Below are 20,822 nucleotides of genomic sequence, written 5' to 3' on the forward strand. Positions count from 1 at the left end.
AACCGCCTCATGGCGGTTTTTTTATTATCAGAATTTATTTTTGTGCCAGGTAAGCGTATTCCCATCATTAGCTACAGTCAACCTCGAACTACTGAGTAATTTTTCATAAATATATTGGCAAGCAATATCAAAATACTCCTTAGATATTGTTTTTGTAATCACACTTGGGATATTTCTGAATAATGTTAATTTAGTTTTAGGATAATGCCCTCTACTATGAATATAATCACAATATCTGTTATATGAGCTAATAAGCTCTTTAGTTTCAGTAATACTACTATCACTATTAACTAACCATTGTAATTTTGTGTTATTCTGCCGTACAAGCCCTTCTTTTTTAAACATTGAGCAGCAATAATCTGAATATGATTGTATTTGTTCTGTAGTAAGTTCTATAAGTCCTAAAAGAAATATCCCTCGTAATCTAACACGTATCACGTTATGTAATGCTGTTATACTACCAGGTAAATTACAGGTCCGTAAAAAGGACTCTTTCAATCCTAAATAAAATGTTTCTTTAGAACATCCAGTGTTAATCGTTGATCCAGGAATGATCTCCACTTTTTCTTGTAAAACGCTTTCTATATTAGACGCATTAATTTTACCTTCATCCTCTACAACGACAGGCTCTGGTTTATTTGTGTTTCCAGGTACAGCCACACACTCAATATTAAACGATTCTTGTGGCTCAACAGGTGGCTTTTGATTATTAACAACAGGCTGTCTCGTTTCCTTTTTAGATAATTCAAAACCATCTAATACTACTTCACCATCAACTTCCTTAGCAAGATTACATTTTACTAAACCACCAATAAAATTATCATAAAAACGTAATTTACGTTCTTCGTTCGTATCCAAAGATAGATCAGATAAAAACTTATCCAAAAATACTTTTAGTTGCAGATATGTTTGCTCAGAATACTTTACTGTATAGGGTCTTGGCGTAATGATAGGCTGTTCAGGAACATTTGTCTTTGCAGGTTTTGGAAGAGACTCTGCTGTTGGGGAAGGTGAGTTCTTAGGTGGAAGTGCAATTTTGGCTATACGCCCATGTTTGGTCAATGTTTTACAAATGCCTTCATAGCCCCTATCTTGTGAAAGAATATGGAACTCAATAGTTTTATCAACAGTCGCATCTAAACGACCGAGATCTAAAGCAATATGAAAATCTAAATTATTTTTTGCACAATCGGAAATTTTTATAAAATCGACATTTCTTAAATCATCCCATTCCTCTGGAAACGTAAAACTACATTGTTTTGCACCAATATAAACAAAGATTTTACTATAATCATTCCAATTTATTTCTGATTTAAGAATTGGCGAATCTAATGTGCCGACATTCTCATAATCTACAAATGCGTAATTCAAATTTACCTCTATTTTTAACTAATTAGAAAGAGGCATTATATACTCATTGAACAAAAAAAAAACAATACATAAAAATAATTACCTTCTCGAAGTAGTTCATTCTATGTATTGTATAATTTACATAATAAAAATCTGCTAATTATGAATAAAACTCACGCAGTAACTTTCCACAACAAAGTTTAAATTTGCGTCCACTTCCACAAACGCAAGGGGATTTCTCAGCAGGGAGATTTAATGTAGGATCAAGAAAATAAATACGTCCATTTTGATGAATAAATAATGATTTTTCGTGATGAATTTCATCAACACCGTCTTGTGCAAAATAAGCTTCAAATTCGACACTACTTTTATTTTTAGCAAATTCGTCTTGCACTTTTAACACACAAAGCCCTTGCCATTGCTTTTCTTGCGCCCATTTTTTTAGCGCTGCGATATCCATTGCAGATTGTTGACGTGGAAAGGTGGTTTTTACAATATAATCAATATTCCCTAAAACAAAGGCACTATAACGGGAACGCATTAAGCTTTCGGCATCTGGCGCATCTTCGCCTAGATGATAAGGTTGGCAACAATCTTGGTAGGTTTTTCCCGACTGACAGGGACATGCTTCGCCCATAATACTCCTCACAGAACTATCAAAAAATAACGATATCTCTTACATATCGTCGTGATAAAAAATTATACCAATTAAGTGTATCAATAATGCCACTTCTTACGATTTTTTTGTAGTAATTTATTTTTATCCGTCTACAATACTTTTCTTTAACCGTGTGGTTCGCAACCCTCCCACTTTAAAAAACTAGGAAAATATATGAATTTTTTAAATCCAAACCATAATCGTAAAGCATTAGTCATTTTTTCTGGCGGACAAGACTCCACCACCTGTTTATTACAAGCGATTGCTGATTATGGTGTTGAAAATGTCGAAACCGTGACTTTTGCCTATGGTCAACGTCATGCGATTGAACTTGAAAAAGCCAAATGGATTGCTCAAGATCTTGGGGTAAAACAAACGTTTATCGATACCAGTTTAATGAAAGCCATTACCCATAACGCTTTAATGAGCGAACAAGAAATCAAAACAGGCGATAATGGTTTACCGAATACCTTTGTTGATGGACGTAATGCGTTATTCTTACTCTATGCGGCAATCTATGCAAAAGGGCAAGGCATTAGCGACATCATTACGGGCGTGTGTGAAACCGATTTTAGTGGCTATCCAGATTGTCGTGATGTGTTTATTAAATCAATGAATGTGACATTAAATCTTGCGATGGCATATGATTTTCGCATTATCACCCCACTAATGTACTTAACTAAAGCGCAAACTTGGCAAATGGCAGATGAACTGGGACAACTAGACTACGTTCGCCATCACACTCATACCTGCTATATGGGTGTTGAGGGTGGTTGTGGTGAATGCCCAAGTTGTAAATTACGTGAAAAAGGCTTAGCAGAATATCTTGCAAGTAAAAAATAAGGAATGATTGATGTTTAGAATTAGTAAAGAATTTAGTTTTGATATGGCTCATCTTTTAGATGGTCATGATGGTAAATGCAAAAATCTACACGGTCACACTTATAAATTGCAAGTCGAATTAAGCGGTAATCTGGTACAAGATGGACCAAAATCAGGTATGGTCGCAGATTTTAGCGAAGTGAAAACGGTTGTAAAAGGTTTATTGCTCGATCATATGGATCATGCATTCATTTATGATGAAAACAGCGAACGTGAGCAAAAAATTGCACGCTTACTTCAAGAGCTCAATTCAAAAACATTTGCCCTTCCGTGTCGCAGTACAGCAGAAAATATGGCCCATTTTATGTTTACCCAATTAAAACAACATAGCCAACTTCCGATTAGTGCGATTCGTCTTTGGGAAACCCCAACTTCTTTTTGTGAATATCGTGAGGATTAATGCAAAATTTAGTGGATCCAAGCTATGCGATCGTAGAGATCTTTGAGAGCTTACAAGGCGAAGGTGCAAATTGTGGTATGCCTGCAATTTTCTTACGTTTTGGCAAGTGTAATCTCCGTTGCACCTGGTGTGATACGCCATACGAAGAATATCAAAGCATGACAATGTCAGAAATTTTAACGAAAATTGAGGCGTTTAATGCTAAAAATATTATCGTAACGGGTGGTGAACCTGCCGTTGTACCAAACATTGACATTATCTTACAGGCTCTTAAAAAACGTGGCTACTTTCTTGCCATTGAAACCAATGGTTTACAGGAAGTTCCCGCTGAAATTGATTACATTGCCACAAGCCCAAAAGCACAATATGCAAAAATGTATGCAAAACAATGTCTTTCGCATGCTGATGAAGTGCGTATCGTGGTGGATGATAAAGATAACCCAGAGAAATTTGTGCAATTTTGTGAATTTATTCGTGCCAATATTCCTGCACGTTTTTATTTCCTTTCCCCTTGCGATAACGAGGGTGAAATGAATTTACATCAAACATTAAATTATCTCGGCAAACTCAATCAAAACCATTCTGAAATGCCGTGGCTTTTGAGTTTACAAACTCATAAATTAGTCGGCATTGAATAATAACAAAGGACGGGAAACCGTCCTTTTTCTTTACAAACACGCCTCAATTTTCCCCAAAATTTATGTACTATTTGAGTGCAGCGAGGAGATCTTGCATAAACCGCAAACGGGCCTCCCGATTTTCCAAATCTTGCGTAAAGCGGAATTTTGTTTGCCCATCAAATCGATATACTTTAGGGTCTTGCTGAATCAGTGCAAGGAACTTCATCGGATCAAGATCAGCATTCGGATAAAACTCAATAAAACCGCCTTTATCATTCATCTGAATCCGTTTAATCCCCATGTCCTTACTTTGCAAACGCAATAAAGCAATATTGAATAAGTTCTTCACAGGTTCTGGCAATAATCCAAAACGATCGATCAATTCAACTTTTAGTTCATCAAGTTCTGCAGCACTTTCGGCACTCGCAATCCGTTTATAGAAAGATAACCGCATATTTACATCACCTAAATATTCTTTAGGAATTAAGGCAGGCATACCTAAATCAATTTCACTTTGGTTACCTGTTAATTCATTTAATGTCGGTTCTTTCCCACTTTGTAACGCTTTCACCGCATTTTCGAGCAGATCCATATAAAGACCAAAACCGATACTTTCAATTTGTCCGCTTTGCTCATCGCCAAGTAATTCCCCTGCTCCACGAATTTCTAAATCTTGTGTGGCTAATAAGAACCCTGCACCGAGCGTATCAAGGCTTTCTAGTGCTTCTAAACGTTTACGTGCATCCGTACTCATTAATTTAGGCGGAGGCGTGAGCATGTAAGCATAAGCTTGATGATGAGAACGGCCGACTCGCCCACGTAATTGATGCAATTGTGCTAAACCGAATTTATCCGCACGTTCGATAATAATCGTATTCGCTGTTGGAATATCGATTCCTGTTTCAATGATGGTTGAACAAACTAATACATTAAAGCGTTGATGATGGAAATCCGTCATCACGCGCTCTAATTCACGTTTATGCATTTGTCCATGTCCGACTATAACTCGTGCTTCTGGCACCAGTTTTGCGACTTCTTCGGCACAATTTTCAATACTTGCAACATCATTATGTAAATAATAAACTTGCCCACCACGCATAATTTCACGCAAAATTGCCTCACGGATAAGATTATCGTCCTTTTCACGAACAAAGGTTTTCACGGTTAAACGGCGTGCGGGTGGCGTGGAGATGATAGATAAATCACGAATCCCATTCATCGCCATATTCAACGTCCGTGGAATTGGCGTGGCGGTAAGCGTTAAAATATCAACATTCGCTCGCAACGCTTTAATCGTTTCTTTTTGGCGTACACCGAATCGATGCTCTTCATCAATAATCAATAAACCAAGATCTTTAAATTTCACGTCTTCTTGCAGGACTTTATGTGTCCCCACCAAAATATCGACCTTACCCTCTGCCAGATCCGCTAGAATTTGTTTTTCAGCTTTGCCTGAATTAAATCGTGATAACATTGCGACATTAATTGGCAGATCCGCAAAACGATCACGGAACGTTTCATAATGCTGTTTGGCTAATAAGGTTGTTGGCACAAGCACTGCAACTTGTTTGTGATTCATCACCGCTAAAAAGGCAGCCCGAATTGCAACTTCCGTCTTACCGAACCCCACATCCCCACAGATCAAACGATCCATAGCTTTAGCTTGTGCCATATCACTGATGACAGCATCGATCGCACGTTTTTGATCATCGGTTTCCTCAAAAGGGAAACTTGCAGAAAATTGTTGGAAAGCCTCACGATCATATTCAAACGCAAAACCTTTTTTCAATTCACGTTGTGCATAGACATCCAAAAGTTCTGCAGCAACATCTCGAATTTTCTCAATCGCTTTCGCTCTGGCTTTTGCCCAGTTATCACTTCCCAATTTATGTAATGGCGCATGTTCTTCATTACCACCAACATAACGGCTAATTAAATGGAGATTGGCAACAGGCACATACAGTTTGGCATTATTAGCATATTCCAACATTAAAAATTCAGAGGAAATTCCCCCATTTTCCATAAAAACAAGTCCTTGATAACGCCCAATTCCCTGTTCTAAATGCACCACAGGTTGACCGATCTTTAACTCAGCCAGATTTCGAATTAGCGTATCTGGATTAACCGACATACTTTTGCGGTGACGATTTTGCACTTTTGCACCAAGTAAGGCACTTTCACAAATAAAAGCTATCGGTTCATCATTTTCAATAATAAAGCTATATTCAAGCGGACTTATCCAAAGTGAATATTTCTCAGTAAGTTTTTCTAAATCCGTGATTTGTTTTAAACCTAATTTTAAAGGTGCTAATAGTTCTAAAAGTGTTTCACGACGCCCTGCACTTTCTGCGATAAATACTACTCGTCCTTTAAAATTATCTAAGAAATCAGAAAGTTCACGCAGCGGCTGTTTAGATTGAGCTTGTAGCGTAATATCAGGAACAGTCGCAACAGGTAAATTCTGTTGCTTAACGCTTTGGCGCAGCACTTTTTCTTGTTTGAAACTTAAGACAGGATACTGTTTTAACTGCTTATTGATCGTTTCCATTGAAAGCCATAGCACAGAAGGTGGCAATAATGGTCGCATCGGATCCACACGACGACTTTCGTAACGTTTTTCCGCGTCTTGGTAAAAGAGTTCCCCTTTTTCTTGATTATCCATCCAGTTGATAAATAAGGTATTCGCTGGTAAATAATCAAAAAAGCTTGCCATATGATCGAAGAATAACGGTTGCCAATATTCTATCCCAGCAACTAATGTCCCTTTGCTGACCTGTTGATAGATATGCTCAGGATCACGGCGAATTTCAGGAAAATTTTGGCGAAAATTGAGGCGAAAAGTCTCAATGCCTTGATCGTTAATTGGGAACTCATGTGCGGGTAAAAGGCGAATTTCATCAATTTCTTGAGAAGTCCGCTGACTATCTACATCAAAAATCCGAATAGAATCCACTTCATCATCAAAAAAATCTAAACGATATGGTACGTCGCTTCCCATTGGAAAAAGATCGAGTAAGCCACCACGTAATGCATATTCCCCGTGTGATAACACTTGATCAACTGCACGATAGCCTGCTTTGGCGAGTTGTTGGCATAGTTTCGTAAAATCTAGTTGCTCGCCTTTTTTGACTAAGAATACGTTTTGTTGCAAAAATTCTGGCGGTGCTAGACGTTGCATTAGCGTATTAATCGGTAGAATAAAAATCCCTGCTTTTGCCGTACGCAAAAAATATAATGCACTTAAGCGATGCGAGATAATATCTTGATGTGGACTAAAATTATCATACGGAAGCGTTTCCCAATCTGGAAATAAAACAATCGGTGTCGTAACCAGAGTTTCAAGAACCTTCTGTAATTGAATTGCGGTTTGAGTATCAGGCGTAACAACACAAATCACACCTTGGTGGGTTTGGCTAGCTGTCGCAATAGCAAAACTGTCTGCACCACGTAAGGCATTTCCAAGAATTTTATGATCAGCAGCTGTTTGAGGGAGAGGGAATTTAAAATAATTCATCTTTTTTAATCTTATCGTAAGTCCAACATGATGAATCATTTTAGCACTATTCACGGAATGTCTTAATAATAGACATAAAAAAACGCACTGTTTACACAGTGCGCTGTCAAGAAACTGGTTTAAAATCAACCCATTCCGTATTTTTTTAATTTTTTACGTAATGTACCGCGGTTGATACCAAGCATGTTTGCTGCACGAGTTTGGTTACCACGAGTATATTGCATAATCATATCTAACATTGGATGTTCAACTTCAGATAATACTAATTCGTAAAGATCATCTACATCTTGACCATCTAATTGTGCTAGATAGTTTTTAACCGCAATTTTTACAGAATCGCGTAATGGTTTTTGAGTTACTTGTGATTGAGAATTTAACACTGAAGTTGTTAATGCTTCAGTTGGATTACGTTGTTCTACCATCGTTTCTTTTCCAAAATTTGTAATGTAAAAAAATTTTCTAATGCATCTAGTTGCTCCGCAGCACTTTCGATTGCATTAAAGCTATGCTTAAAATCAGTATCGGGTACAAGGCCATTTAAATACCAAGCAACGTGTTTACGTGCTATGCGATATCCTTTCGCTTCACCATAAAACTGATGAAGATCTTTAATATGCCGATATACCACTGCAAATTTTTGTTCTAAGTCTAACGCCTTTATCGTTTCGCCATGAGTCAGCTTTGCAACAACTTCTTGGAAAATCCAAGGATTTCCTAAGGCTGCTCGACCGATCATTACACCATCAGCTTGCGTATAATCTAACACGGCTAACGCTTGCTCTGCAGTTTGTATATCGCCATTAGCAATAACTGGCATACTCACTTGCGATTTTACCGCTTTAATATTCTCGTACTCCGCATGCCCATTAAATAAACAAGCTCTTGTTCGTCCATGAATAGTTAAAGCACTAATTCCCGCTTGCTCGGCAATCTTGGCAATTTCCACGCAATTCTGATTGTCTTTATTCCACCCTGTACGTATTTTTAACGTAACTGGGACATCTACTGCCTTAACGACAGCGTGCAAAATCTCTTCCACCAATTTGGGATACTGCAATAATGCAGAACCTGCTAACTTGCGATTAACCTTTTTAGCAGGACACCCCATATTAATATCAATTAGATCTGCACCATATTGCACATTTACTTGTGCAGCTTGTGCCATTTCCTCAGGATCACTACCAGCAATCTGCACGGCATTAATCTCTGAATCCGTGACACGGGCTAATCTTAACCTCGACTTTTCTGTGTGCCAAACTTGAGGGTTGCTAGACATCATTTCTGAAAATGTTAATCCAGCTCCAAACTCACTACACAATTGTCGAAAAGGTTGATCTGTAATGCCTGCCATTGGTGCTAAAAAAACAGGATTCCGTAATTGATAACAACCAATTCGCATTTCATTTCCCCCTATTTAAGAAGAAGAATAGCAACCTCATAAGGGTTGCTATTTCGTCGTATTTTAGCCTAACGGCAAGGCCCGTTATAATACGCATTTTTAGACAATTTGCAAAGCATATTATTTAGACAAACAGGATTTTTTTTTAAAATCTTGTTTATTTTTTGTTAAAATCGTGTAAATTTATAAACTTTACCTCTAATTTAACTACAAATAATTAGTTTACATTACTTCTCAAAATAAATTTTAATTCCTCACTTTTCTATTTCTAAAGTTTCCTAAAAGTAAACTACTATAGACTACTTATTAGTCTATTTTGCTTATTTATGTACAAACCCCTGATTCCTATAAAAACACCTATAAAAATCAGGGATTTGTTTAATTTCTAAAATGTTAACTTTTTGTTATCGTTTATTTTTCTTAATAAATTTCATCAAACGCTTACGCTTACGCAATTGCGTTGGTGTTAATTTATTACGACGACCTGCAAATGGATTATCACCTTCTTGGAATAATAAACGAATTGGTGTACCAATAACTTTCAAACTTTTACGGAAATAATTTGAAAGATAACGTTTATAGCTTTCAGGCAATTTATCCATTTGGTTACCGTGAATCACAATAATTGGTGGATTATAACCACCTGGGTGAGCGTATTTAAGTTTAATGCGACGACCATTTGCAAGTGGTGGCTGATGTTCTTCAGTTGCCATCTGCAAAATACGTGTGAGCATAGAAGTTGTCATTTTTTGAGTTGCGCATGCATAAGCTTCTTTGATTGAACCAAACAAGTTACCTACGCCACTTCCATGCAATGCAGAAATAAAATGCACACGAGCAAAATCTAAGAAACCAAGACGACGATCAAGTTCAGATTTCACTTGATCTTTAATATCTTGATCTAGCCCATCCCATTTATTGACCACGATTACTAATGATTTACCCGCATTTAGAATAAAACCGAGTAAAGAAAGATCTTGATCCGAGATCCCTTCCCGAGCATCAATTGTTAATAACACCACGTTTGCGTCTTGAATCGCTTGAAGGGTTTTAATTACAGAGAATTTTTCAACAGCTAAGTGTACTTTACCACGTTTACGCACACCAGCTGTATCAATTAAGGTATAGGCTTGACCATCACGCTCCATCGGAATATAGATACTGTCACGTGTTGTACCTGGCATATCGTATACCACAACACGATCTTCCCCGAGAATGCGGTTAGTTAATGTCGATTTACCCACATTTGGACGTCCAACAATCGCAATTTTAATATTTTTATCTTGCTCTTCTTGTTCCGCTTCAAGGGCTTCATCAAGCATTTCTGCATCGGCTTCGTTTTCAACGTCAAAATCTTTTGACCATTCATCTTGTTCTGCCTGATCAATATTTTCTTCGTTTTCCTCGGATGACTCTTCAGATGTGTCATTTTTTTCAGCTAATGGGGCTAATAAATTTTCAATTAAATTATTTACACCACGCCCTTGGCTCGCTGCGATCTGTGCCATTTCCCCCAATCCTAATGCATAAAATTCAGCACAATGAGAATCAGCATCAATCCCATCAATTTTATTTGCAACAAGAATGGTAGTTTTATTTTGGCGTTGACGTAAATATTGGGCGATACCAATATCAGCTGGCATTAGCCCCGCACGCGCGTCAACAAGGAACAATACAATATCTGCTTCTTCAATCGCTTGGAGAGATTGTTCAGCCATTTTTTCTTCAACACCTTCTTCGCTCCCATCAATACCACCAGTATCAATCACGAGAAAGTCATAACCATTTACATTTGCGTGACCATATTTACGATCACGTGTTAAACCTGGGAAATCCGCGACTAACGCATCACGTGTGCGCGTTAAGCGATTGAACAGGGTTGATTTCCCTACATTTGGACGCCCAACTAGCGCCACCACAGGCATATTCATAGAAACCTCATTAATAAAATTCATTAAATATAATGGATAAATGGTTCATTATAGCGGAAAGTTCCCCTATCTATCCAAAAAAGATCATGATATTGTCTAAATTTAAGTAAAAACTAGAGGTAAAACTTAATTTTTGCGTGCTTTCACAAATAAAAGCACGGGACGATGAGCAAGATCTTTGAAATTTTCTTGCCATTCAGGCTCATTTTGCAACATCGGCTCACGCATTTCTTCTATCGTAAACCCTGCAGAAATTAAGTCATTAATAATGGTAGAAACTGTACGATGATAGGTTTTAAACGGTTTTTTAAACCAATTTCTGTCGCGCTCCCCTTCTTCACGATAATAATTTAAACGATAAGCAAGCGGGCGTTTCTGTTCATCTTTTTGCCAACGATCCCCATCTTTATGACATGTAACGATTGGGTGCTCTTGAGAAAAGACTAGTGTTCCTCCTGTTTTCAATTGTTGCGTAATTTTCTTTAATAAATCAGGAAAATTGGCAATGTAATGGAAAGCAAATGAGCTAGTGATAACATCCATCAGCGGTAAATGTAATTCATCAAATTTTTCCATCGGACACTGATTTAACGAAAACGTTTCTTTTTCATCACGCCCCGATTTTCCACAAAATTTATGTAAATTTTCTTGCGCTACACTCAACATAGCCTCAGATAAATCTACGCCTGCTAAAAAATCCGCACCATTTTTCAAATAAAGGGCTAAATGTTCTCCCATGCCACAACCTAAGTCTAAGACACGTTTATTTGTAAGGTTAGGTACCATTTCTAACATCGTTTTCTTTTCAACGATTTCATTCAAACTGTGCGGATTTTGGCGTAATTTTTGGTATAGCTTAAAAAATTCTTCTTCGTCATAAACTGATTTTTGTTGCATGGGTCTTCCTTATCCTGTAAAAATCGGCAAAAGGTGAAACTGTTGCGCAATTTGTGCAAAAATATTTAGCATAGCGAAAACAATAATAAAATAAATAATAAAATTACCACCATACACTTGGTAACGTGGCGGATTAAATTTCTTACGTGCTGCTTTAACCAATAGCGCAGGTACAATCCCTGTCCACACCGTTGCAGCCAGCCCAGCATATCCAATCGCCATGACAAATCCGTATGGAAATAATAGACTCAGAATAAGCGGTGGCAAGAAACTTATCATACAAATCTTAATGCGTTCACGCTTAGTATTATCAGATAATTTAAACAAGTCGCTAATATAATCAAAAAGCCCTAGTGTTACGCCTAAAAATGAGCTAGCAATCGCCATATAAGCAAAAAAACGTAAAGCAATAGTTAGCGTTTCGACCTTAATCATGTTTGAAAGTGCGGTTAATAATGCATGAATATCACCATTTTTCGCAATAACAGGTGCAAAATCAGCACGTGGCAAGTTACCCTGTACTGCTAATTGCCATAACAAATAAATCACTAACGAAAGCCCTGTTCCTAAAAAAATAACCTTCGCTACGCGCTTTCCATCTCGACGATAATACTTCACCAAACTCGGTACATTGCCATGAAATCCAAAAGATACTAAACATACAGGTAATGCACCAAGAATATAGGGGTAATAATGTTCGTTCGCTGGCGATAAGGTATTAAATAAAATCGTTGCTTTCGCCGATGCGATCAAACCTAAACTTGAATATAAAAAGGCTATCACCATCCCACCTAGCAAAATGACATTAAACCTATCCACTGCTTTGGTAGATATCCAAACAAAAAACCCGAGTCCAAAACAAAAAATAAGGGAGCCTATACTCCGTGGTATGGGTAACGTAGGAAAAAGATGCTGTAATAATGCTTGCGTCATTCCTCCACCTGAGGTCACATAAGCATAGGTTAAAATATAAAGAACAAAGGCAATCGAGAGTCCCGTAATCCAATTCCAATGATCCCCTAATAGATCTTTTACAATAGTAGGAAAACTCGCCCCCTTGGGATAATGAAGATTCGCCTCAAGGATCATTAATCCCGATGTCATCATACAAAACCAGGTATAAACAAGTAAAATTACTGATCCAATAAACCAAACACCTGCCATTGAAGTAGGATTTGCCAACATTCCTGCACCAACAGTTGTTCCCGTGATGATCATTATTCCGCCTAATAATGACGGTTTGCGAGTATCTTTGTTCATTTACTACCTACCCTATTGTTTATTACTTTGTACTAGTTTACTAGTACAATTATAAAAAACAATCTTTTTTGGCTCTTTAATTAGATAAAATAATACTTAAAAGGAGTAAATTTATATCTTTAAAAGGTTTAAAATGTTAATTAGAAGGTAAAATATTAAATTCTTTACTATATAGGAATCTAAGGAATTAAGAAGTGCAATGCGGAATCTGAAATGGCGCACCCAAGAGGAGTCGAACCTCTAACCGCTCGGTTCGTAGCCGAGTACTCTATCCAATTGAGCTATGGGTACGTATCATAAAATCTATTTTGAAATGGCGCACCCAAGAGGAGTCGAACCTCTAACCGCTCGGTTCGTAGCCGAGTACTCTATCCAATTGAGCTATGGGTGCGTATCATAAAATCTATTTTGAAATGGCGCACCCAAGAGGAGTCGAACCTCTAACCGCTCGGTTCGTAGCCGAGTACTCTATCCAATTGAGCTATGGGTGCGTATCATTAAAACCAATTTTTAAATGGCGCACCCAAGAGGAGTCGAACCTCTAACCGCTCGGTTCGTAGCCGAGTACTCTATCCAATTGAGCTATGGGTGCGTAATAAAAAAATGGCGGTGAGAGAGGGATTCGAACCCTCGATAGAGTTTTGCCCTATACGCCCTTAGCAGGGGCGCGCCTTCAGCCTCTCGGCCATCTCACCGCAATTGGTTTGTGCGGCGTATGATACGGTTTTATAGAAATAAGTCAAATAGTTTTTTTACTTTATGCATTTGTTTGCATAAAAAAAGATCATTATTATCAATCTGTTTCTATTTTGTTTTTAAAAGAAACATTTTGCGTTTATTTCCCCAACATTGCGCGCATACTTGCAAAGGCATTCGCTGCAACTTCTTCATCACGTTTTTTATCTCGCTCGCTTACATTTTTTTCCCATTCAATATGATCTTGCGGTAATTCAGCTAAAAAACGGCTTGGTTCAGTTTGTACGGTTTCACCAAATTGAGAACGTTCTTTACATAATGTGAAGGTCAATTTTTCTTTTGCTCGTGTAATCCCCACATAAGCAAGACGACGTTCTTCTTCCACATTATCTTCATCAATACTGGTTTGATGTGGCAAAATACCCTCTTCCATTCCCATCAAGAAAACATGCGGAAATTCTAAACCTTTCGAAGCATGTAATGTCATTAATTGCACCTGATCGGCATCTTCATCGGCAGCGTTACGTTCCAACATATCACGTAAGGTTAATTGAACTACAACCTGCGCTAAGGTCATCGTGTCATTTAACCCATCACCAGTAAGCATGTTTTCCACCCAATTAAAGAGTGTCGCAATGTTACGAGCTTGCATTTCTGCAATTTTCGGGCTACTCGCCTGCTCATAAAGATATTCTTCATAATGCAAATCACCTAGCATACTACGTAAAATACTTTCTGGACTGGTTCGTTGAGCTTTCTCAGAAAGCCCTTGGATCCAGTTTGCAAACTTCTGTAAGGCATCATAATTGCGAGGGGTTAAGCGATTGATTAATTCAAAATCAAAAATTGCTTCATATAAGCTAAGATGTCTTTCTTTTGCTAATGAACCTAACGTTTCTAACGTTGCGGGACCAATTGAGCGTTTTGGTGTATTCACAATTCGCAAGAAAGCGGCATCATCATCGGGATTCACGATCAAACGCAAGTATGCCATCATATCTTTGACTTCTGGACGAGAGAAAAAGGATGTTCCGCCAGAAATTTTATAAGGTATGCGGTTTTGCACAAAAATTCGTTCTAACAAGCGTGATTGATGATTACCACGATATAATACGGCAAAACGTTTATAAGGCATTTGATAAAGCATATGTTGCGTTAGGATTTCCCCTGCAATACGTTGCGCTTCATGCTCTTCATTTTTTGCGGTAATAACCTGTAATTTTTCGCCTTCACCAAGAACAGAAAATAATTTTTTCTCAAAAATATGTTCATTATTTTCAATGAGAATATTAGCACAGTGCAAAATACGTTGGCTTGAACGATAATTTTGTTCGAGTTTTATAACGTGTAAGTTCGGAAAATCCTGATTAAGGCGCATCATATTTTGTGGTTCAGCACCACGCCACGCATAGATAGACTGATCATCATCGCCAACAACCGTAAAGTTCCCGTTTTCTCCCACCAACATTTTAATTAGCATATATTGACTGGTGTTACTGTCTTGATATTCATCGACGAGTAAATAACGGATCTTATCACGCCAACGCATACGGACTTCTTCATTATTTTTTAGTAAAAGTGTTGGCATCATGATCAGATCATCAAAATCCAACGCATTATATGCGTGAATTTGATTTTGATAGCGCGCATAACAGGTCGCCGCTAAGCGCTCATCAGGCATTGTTGCTAATGCCAAGGCTTGCTTAGGCAAAATCAGATCATTTTTCCATTTACTGATCCGAGCCATCACGGCACGCACTTTTTCTCGATCCTCTTGTAGCAGATCCGAGGTCAATTCTTTTAATAAAGCAAATTGATCATGATCGTCGAGCAACGTAATATGCGCCTTAAAATTTAATTCACGATATTCTTGTTTAACAATCTCGAATCCTAAGGTATGAAAAGTAGAAATTCGTAATCCACGTGTTTGATCTTTACCAATAGAACTTGCTACCCTTTCTTTCATTTCACGTGCGGCTTTATTCGTGAATGTCACCGCAGCAATGTGATGCGGACGATAAAAACCTTTATGAATGAGGTAAGCAATTTTGTTGATAATCACACGTGTTTTTCCCGATCCTGCACCTGCAAGAACGAGACACGCACCTTCTACACTTTCAACAGCCTGTTGTTGCTGTGGATTTAATTTCATTAATCATACCTTTTAAATTTAAAAGAGAATCACGCCACGTTTTTCGTGAGAATTTATGCTTATTTTTGGCGACGTGCTCGAACCGCCGCAGCAAGTTCGCCTAATACATTTTCTGAATCTGCCCAACCTAGACACGCATCAGTAATACTTTGTCCGTATGTTAAAGGTTGTCCTTCGATGAGATCCTGACGTCCTTCTTTAAGATGGCTTTCGATCATTACTCCAAAGATCTGTTTAGATCCTTGGCTGACTTGTTGACATACATCCTGACAAACAACCATTTGCTTTCTAAAATCTTTTTGGCTATTTGCATGACTAAAATCGACCATTACATGGGCTAACCCATTCATTTCTTGGATTTTTTCACAGACTGTTGCGATAGATTTTGCATCATAATTTGTACCATTTTCACCACCGCGTAAAATAATGTGGCAATCTTCGTTCCCTGTCGTTGAGATGATGGCAGAATGTCCAAATTTTGTAACCGACAAGAAAGAATGTGGTGAGCGAGTTGCACGAATCGCATCTAATGCGATTTTAACACTACCATTTGTCGAGTTTTTAAAACCTACTGGACAAGGCAATCCTGATGCCAATTCACGATGGACTTGGGATTCTGTAGTACGTGCGCCAATTGCACCCCAGCTCATAAAATCTGCCAAATATTGGGGCGTGATCATATCCAAAAATTCCCCTGCAGTAGGCATGCCGAGATCGTTAATTTCAGCTAGCAATTTACGTGCAATCTGTAAACCATCATTAAGCGCATAAGTATGGTTTAAATAAGGATCATTAATTAATCCCTTCCAACCTACCGTTGTGCGTGGTTTTTCAAAATAGACACGCATGATAATTTCTAATTCATCTTGGTATTTATCACGCATTGTTTTAAGTTTTTTTGCGTATTCAACCGCTGATTCTGGATCATGAATAGAACAAGGACCGATAACGACAAGCAAACGATCAGATTTTCCTTGGATAATCTCACTCGCCGCACGGCGTGCTTGCTTCACTGTTGTAGCTGCAACTGGTGAAACTGGAAATTTTTCTAATAAAGCAATTGGCGGTAAAACTTGTTCAATTTTACCGACACGACTGTCATCTTTTATTGGTAATTGATTCTCTGGCATTTTCTTTTATCCATAAAAAAAGGGCTTAGCCTTAGGCTAAGCCATTTTCCGCTAAATTAATTAAGCTTTTTGTTTCATTGCAGGGAAAAGAATCACGTCACGGATTGACGGCGCATTAGCATATAACATTGCTAAACGGTCAATACCAAGACCTTCACCTGCTGTTGGTGGTAAACCGTGTTCAAGTGCAGTTACGAAGTCATCATCTTTAAACATCGCTTCATCATCACCCGCTTCTTTTGCAGCAACTTGTGCATCAAAGCGTTCTGCTTGGTCTTCTGCATCGTTTAATTCTGAGAAACCGTTACCGATTTCGCGACCACCGATGAATAATTCAAAACGATCTGTAACATCTGGGTTTTCATCATTACGACGTGCTAATGGTGAAATTTCAGCTGGGTGTGCCATTAAGAATGTTGGTTGAATAAGGTGATGTTCTGCCACTTCTTCAAAGATAGCATTAACGATGCTACCTAAGCCCCAAGATTTTTGAACTTCAATACCAAGTTGTTTACAACGTGCAGTTGCTTTTTCTAAGTCGTAAAGTTCTTCTTTCGCAATACCATTACCGTATTTCACGATAGCGTCATGCATAGTGATACGTTCAAATGGTTTACCAAAATCGAATTCATATTCGCCGTAAGGAACGATAGTTGTACCAAGAATATCTAATGCAAGTTTACGTAATAATTCTTCCGTATTATCCATTAAATCATGATAATCCGCGTATGCTTGGTAGTATTCAAGCATAGTAAATTCTGGATTATGACGAACAGATACCCCTTCATTACGGAAGTTACGGTTAAGTTCGAATACACGTTCAAAACCACCGACTACTAGACGTTTTAAGTAAAGTTCTGGTGCAATACGAAGATACATATCAATATCTAATGCGTTATGGTGTGTCACGAAAGGACGTGCTGCCGCACCGCCCGGAATAACGTGTAACATCGGAGTTTCAACTTCAATAAAGCCTTTGCTTAAGAAGTATTCACGCATACCCGCGATCACTTTAGAACGAATAATAAAAGTACGGCGTGATTCTTCATTAGAAATAAGATCTAAATAACGTTGACGATAACGCACTTCTTGATCCGCTAATCCATGGAATTTATCTGGTAATGGACGTAATGCTTTAGTTAAAAGTTGAACTTCACTTACACGAACCGTTAATTCACCAGTTTTAGTTTTAAATAATTCACCTTTAACACCAACAATATCACCTAAGTCCCATTGGCTCACATCGTCTGCGTATACGCCTTCAGGAAGGTTATTTTTCGCAACATAAAGTTGGATACGTCCACTCATATCTTGTAATGAGATAAAGGTTGCTTTACCCATTGCACGACGCATCATGATACGTCCAGCTACAGCAACTTTTACTGATTCAGCTTCAAGTGCTTCATTGTCAACATCATCATATTTCTTATGTAAGTCGGCCGCTAATGCGTCGCGACGAAAAGTATTTGGGAATGGAATTCCTTTTTCGCGTAATTTTTGTAATTTTTCACGGCGTACCGCCATTTCACCATTAAAATCAAGTTCTGTATTTTGTTCTTCAAACATAATAACTCCTTAATGTATTATTAAATGAATGTTATAGTCCCATTTTAAGACTTGCTTCAATAAAAGGATCTAAAGAGCCGTCTAAAACTGCCTGAGTATTCCGGTTTTCAACACCGGTACGTAAATCTTTAATGCGAGCGTCATCAAGCACATACGAGCGAATTTGACTACCCCAACCGATATCTGATTTTGCATCTTCCATCGCTTGTTTTTCCGCATTTTTCTTTTTCATTTCAAGTTCGTACAATTTAGCACGTAATTGCTTCATCGCTTGATCTTTATTTTTATGTTGAGAGCGATCATTTTGACATTGCACTACAACACCTGATGGAATATGCGTGATACGTACGGCACTTTCCGTTTTATTAATATGTTGTCCGCCTGCACCTGATGCTCGGTATACGTCAATACGTAAATCTGCAGGGTTAATATCGATATCAATATTATCGTTAATTTCAGGATAAACAAACGCAGCACTAAAAGAAGTATGGCGACGATTATTTGAGTCAAAAGGTGATTTACGAACCAAACGATGGATACCCGTTTCTGTACGCAACCATCCATAAGCATATTCACCTGAAATTCTTACAGTCGCAGATTTTATTCCTGCCACATCACCATCTGAAACCTCTATAAGTTCTGTCTTAAATCCCTTACTTTCTGCCCAACGCAGGTACATTCGTAAAAGCATCTCAGTCCAATCCTGTGCTTCAGTACCACCTGAGCCAGCCTGTAAGTCGAGGTAGCAATCATTTGCATCATTTTCACCACTAAACATACGGCGAAATTCTAATTTTGCAAGCTGTTCTTCTAATGTGTTTGCTTCAGCTTCTGCTTCTAAGAAAGTTTCTTCATCTTCAGCTTCAATGGCTAATTCAATCAAGCCTTCAATATCATCAATTCCTTGATTAAGTTGATTGATGGTATTTACAATTTCTTCTAGCGTAGAACGCTCTTTCCCTAATGCTTGTGCTCGTTCAGGCTCATTCCAAACATCTGGTTGCTCTAATTCAGCATTAACTTCTTCTAAACGTTCTAATTTACTGTCGAAGTCAAAGATACCCCCGAATTGACTGCGTTCGTTGCGTCAAATCTGCGAGGTGATTTTTTAGTGGATTAATTTCAAACATCACCTATTTCTCCGTAAATTATTAAACTGTGAATTATAGGTTATTTTAGTTACTTTGAATAGCGATTCATAATCCTATTTCTTCTGTACATACAACGTCACATAAAGTTATTTTCCCTGTTATACAAAATTTATAAAAAATGTGAAGTTATTTTTTATAAATTTTACCCAGCTTTTATTTGAATACTTTATATAATTGTCTATATCGATTTCAGATTTACCTCATTAACAGTAGATTGCCTTATATTAAATGACTTTATTTTGTTTTCGATCAATTTTCTGCTTTTTTTTAGCATTTTAAAAAATGTTTCTATCCTTTAGAATATTTGCAACTGTTTTTTCAAGGAAAGTTATCAAAAAAATTATGGAAAAAATTATTGAACTTATGGCTTCGCCGACACAAATGGCTCAAATTGGCGAAGACGTTGGAGCATATAAAGCACGCAAAAGACCATTTTTATCTTTTGTTTCAGCTATCACTTCTGGCGCATTCATAGCCCTTGCTTTCGTATTTTATACAACAACTCAAACTGGTATATCACCTACTGCCTCTTGGGGACTTACTAAATTAGTTGGTGGTATGGTCTTTGCATTAGGTTTAATTATGGTTGTTGTTTGCGGTGCAGAACTCTTTACCTCATCAACCATGTCAATGGTAGCCCGTGTAACAGGCAAAATTACTACGTTTCAAATGATTAGAAACTGGATCGTAGTCTATTTAGGTAACTTTGTTGGTGCTATGTTTATCGTTATGCTTATTTGGTGGTCTGGACAAACCTTAGCTGATCATGGTCAATGGGGATTAACGATTTTAAAAACAGCTCAACACAAAATTCACCATACATGGTGGCAAGCTTTCTGTCTAGGTATGTTATGTAACATTATGGTATGTGCTGCAGTATGGATGAGCTATTCAGGTAAAACACTGACAGATAAAATTTTAGTTATGATCTTACCAATTGGTATGTTTGTAGGATCTGGCTTTGAACATAGTGTTGCAAATATGTTCATGATTCCAATGGGCATCATTGTTGCTCACTTTGGCAGTGCTGATTTTTGGCAACAACTTGGTATCAATCAAGCTCAGTTTGCAGATCTAGATATTTACCATTTTATTGTTAAGAATCTTATTCCTGTGACTTTAGGAAATTTAATCGGCGGTGGAGTTTGTATTTCGCTTGTCCAATATTATCTTAACAAGCCACATCATCATTAATTTAAAAACTTGTAGTTTTACT

Annotated in this window: 16 protein-coding genes, 5 tRNA genes and 1 riboswitch; of the genes, 4 read left to right on the forward strand and 17 right to left on the reverse strand. The window is 37.7% G+C overall.

Features of this window, described 5'->3' with window-relative positions; genetic code table 11:
- Positions 1-27: 27 nt before the first annotated feature.
- Together EL259_RS01685 and EL259_RS01690 are read right to left on the reverse strand one after the other, a co-directional pair.
- A complete protein-coding gene (locus tag EL259_RS01685) occupies positions 28-1,371 on the reverse strand; it encodes a PIN domain-containing protein (RefSeq protein WP_126598421.1) in 1,344 nt (447 codons plus the stop codon).
- A 139-nt stretch (positions 1,372-1,510) separates the two neighbouring features.
- Positions 1,511-1,987, reverse strand: a complete 477-nt coding sequence (locus EL259_RS01690; RefSeq protein WP_126598423.1) for a YchJ family protein — start codon at positions 1,985-1,987, stop codon at positions 1,511-1,513.
- Positions 1,988-2,135: 148 nt separating this feature from the next.
- A riboswitch (PreQ1 riboswitch) is annotated at positions 2,136-2,180 on the forward strand.
- 2 nt (positions 2,181-2,182) lie between these two features.
- Here EL259_RS01690 and queC point away from each other — a divergent pair.
- Genes queC through EL259_RS01705 form a run of 3 tightly spaced genes read left to right on the forward strand, consistent with a single transcriptional unit; the run spans position 2,183 to position 3,928 of the window.
- Positions 2,183-2,851, forward strand: coding sequence for a 7-cyano-7-deazaguanine synthase QueC (gene queC, locus EL259_RS01695; protein WP_126598425.1), 669 nt, complete (start codon positions 2,183-2,185; stop codon positions 2,849-2,851).
- Positions 2,852-2,861: 10 nt separating this feature from the next.
- The gene (gene queD / locus EL259_RS01700; RefSeq protein ID WP_126598427.1) at positions 2,862-3,290 is read left to right on the forward strand and encodes a 6-carboxytetrahydropterin synthase QueD; all 429 of its coding nucleotides are present in this window, start codon (positions 2,862-2,864) and stop codon (positions 3,288-3,290) included.
- Positions 3,290-3,928, forward strand: coding sequence for a 7-carboxy-7-deazaguanine synthase QueE (locus EL259_RS01705; RefSeq protein WP_126598429.1), 639 nt, complete (start codon positions 3,290-3,292; stop codon positions 3,926-3,928). The genes queD and EL259_RS01705 overlap by 1 nt, the downstream gene beginning before the upstream one ends.
- 67 nt (positions 3,929-3,995) lie before the next feature.
- On the opposite strand, the gene mfd is transcribed toward EL259_RS01705, so the two are convergent.
- The 15 genes from mfd to prfB form a co-directional block, all read right to left on the reverse strand.
- Positions 3,996-7,424: a transcription-repair coupling factor gene (gene mfd, locus EL259_RS01710; protein ID WP_126598431.1), complete on the reverse strand. Its 3,429-nt coding sequence runs from the start codon at positions 7,422-7,424 to the stop codon at positions 3,996-3,998.
- Between the two features lie 125 nt (positions 7,425-7,549).
- Positions 7,550-7,846: a DNA-binding transcriptional regulator Fis gene (gene fis / locus EL259_RS01715; RefSeq protein ID WP_126598433.1), complete on the reverse strand. Its 297-nt coding sequence runs from the start codon at positions 7,844-7,846 to the stop codon at positions 7,550-7,552.
- Positions 7,840-8,823 (reverse strand): tRNA dihydrouridine synthase DusB, encoded by a 984-nt coding sequence (gene dusB, locus EL259_RS01720; protein ID WP_126598435.1) that lies wholly within the window; start codon positions 8,821-8,823, stop codon positions 7,840-7,842. The genes fis and dusB overlap by 7 nt, the downstream gene beginning before the upstream one ends.
- A gap of 404 nt (positions 8,824-9,227) precedes the next feature.
- Positions 9,228-10,754: a ribosome biogenesis GTPase Der gene (der, locus tag EL259_RS01725; protein WP_126598437.1), complete on the reverse strand. Its 1,527-nt coding sequence runs from the start codon at positions 10,752-10,754 to the stop codon at positions 9,228-9,230.
- Positions 10,755-10,880: 126 nt separating this feature from the next.
- Positions 10,881-11,651, reverse strand: a complete 771-nt coding sequence (locus EL259_RS01730) for a class I SAM-dependent methyltransferase (RefSeq protein ID WP_126598439.1) — start codon at positions 11,649-11,651, stop codon at positions 10,881-10,883.
- Positions 11,652-11,660: 9 nt separating this feature from the next.
- Complete coding sequence (locus EL259_RS01735; RefSeq protein ID WP_126598441.1) at positions 11,661-12,911, reverse strand: aromatic amino acid transporter; 1,251 nt, start codon at positions 12,909-12,911, stop codon at positions 11,661-11,663.
- A 214-nt stretch (positions 12,912-13,125) separates the two neighbouring features.
- Positions 13,126-13,202: transfer RNA gene (locus EL259_RS01740), tRNA-Arg, on the reverse strand.
- A gap of 23 nt (positions 13,203-13,225) precedes the next feature.
- Positions 13,226-13,302, reverse strand: a tRNA-Arg gene (locus tag EL259_RS01745).
- A gap of 23 nt (positions 13,303-13,325) precedes the next feature.
- A tRNA-Arg gene (locus EL259_RS01750) sits at positions 13,326-13,402 on the reverse strand.
- Positions 13,403-13,426: 24 nt separating this feature from the next.
- Positions 13,427-13,503: transfer RNA gene (locus EL259_RS01755), tRNA-Arg, on the reverse strand.
- Between the two features lie 12 nt (positions 13,504-13,515).
- A tRNA-Ser gene (locus tag EL259_RS01760) sits at positions 13,516-13,606 on the reverse strand.
- A 140-nt stretch (positions 13,607-13,746) separates the two neighbouring features.
- Positions 13,747-15,759 (reverse strand): DNA helicase Rep, encoded by a 2,013-nt coding sequence (rep, locus tag EL259_RS01765; RefSeq protein ID WP_126598443.1) that lies wholly within the window; start codon positions 15,757-15,759, stop codon positions 13,747-13,749.
- Between the two features lie 59 nt (positions 15,760-15,818).
- Complete coding sequence (gene aroG / locus EL259_RS01770) at positions 15,819-16,889, reverse strand: 3-deoxy-7-phosphoheptulonate synthase AroG (RefSeq protein WP_126598445.1); 1,071 nt, start codon at positions 16,887-16,889, stop codon at positions 15,819-15,821.
- A gap of 60 nt (positions 16,890-16,949) precedes the next feature.
- A complete protein-coding gene (gene lysS / locus EL259_RS01775) occupies positions 16,950-18,455 on the reverse strand; it encodes a lysine--tRNA ligase (protein ID WP_126598447.1) in 1,506 nt (501 codons plus the stop codon).
- 31 nt (positions 18,456-18,486) lie between these two features.
- Positions 18,487-19,585, reverse strand: a protein-coding gene (prfB, locus tag EL259_RS01780) for a peptide chain release factor 2 (protein WP_126598449.1) whose coding sequence is annotated in 2 segments (ribosomal slippage) — positions 18,487-19,509 and positions 19,511-19,585 — 1,098 coding nt in all. Because the reading frame shifts where the segments join, the coding sequence is not laid out codon by codon here.
- A 363-nt stretch (positions 19,586-19,948) separates the two neighbouring features.
- Between prfB and focA the strand changes: the two genes are divergently transcribed.
- Positions 19,949-20,800, forward strand: a complete 852-nt coding sequence (gene focA, locus EL259_RS01785; RefSeq protein ID WP_232019071.1) for a formate transporter FocA — start codon at positions 19,949-19,951, stop codon at positions 20,798-20,800.
- Positions 20,801-20,822: the final 22 nt, after the last annotated feature.

This window comes from Actinobacillus delphinicola, assembly GCF_900638385.1.
Classification (GTDB): Bacteria; Pseudomonadota; Gammaproteobacteria; order Enterobacterales; family Pasteurellaceae; genus Actinobacillus_C; species Actinobacillus_C delphinicola.